This is a genomic window from Paraburkholderia sp. SIMBA_054, assembly GCF_046534875.1.
GTDB classification, from domain to species: Bacteria; Pseudomonadota; Gammaproteobacteria; order Burkholderiales; family Burkholderiaceae; genus Paraburkholderia; species Paraburkholderia hospita.
This window is the reverse complement of record NZ_JAWRXV010000542.1, coordinates 1-294: the sequence shown is the minus strand read 5'-3', so window position 1 is coordinate 294 and position 294 is coordinate 1. Positions and strand designations below refer to the sequence as shown.

Sequence of the window (294 nt, the reverse complement as noted above, 5' to 3'; positions counted from 1 at the left end):
GTATATGTATGAGATTCTTGAAAAATGGGGAATCAAATACGTTGATTTATATAAAACAATTGCGCCTATGCGGTACATTGAAAATATTAAAACAACGTATACACGAAATTCAGACGGGTGGCATCCGAATAAATTGGGTTATGATTTATTCTACTGTGACCCAATTGAATCGTTCATGAAAACATTGTAGGAACAAACGGTGGAGTAGCAAATAAATTGAAACTTCTCTTATCTTTTGTCGTATTATGGATATCAAGGAGGAGATTAGATGAGTTTTGTTTCCGTATTTGGAAT

General features: G+C 33.3%; 1 protein-coding gene. It reads left to right on the top strand.

The window, feature by feature from the left end; all coding sequences use genetic code 11:
• Nucleotides 1–190 (top strand): hypothetical protein (locus SB822_RS56255; protein ID WP_410859000.1); only part of this gene is annotated, 190 nt, incomplete at its 5' end.
• Between the last annotated feature and the right edge of the window lie 104 nt (nt 191–294).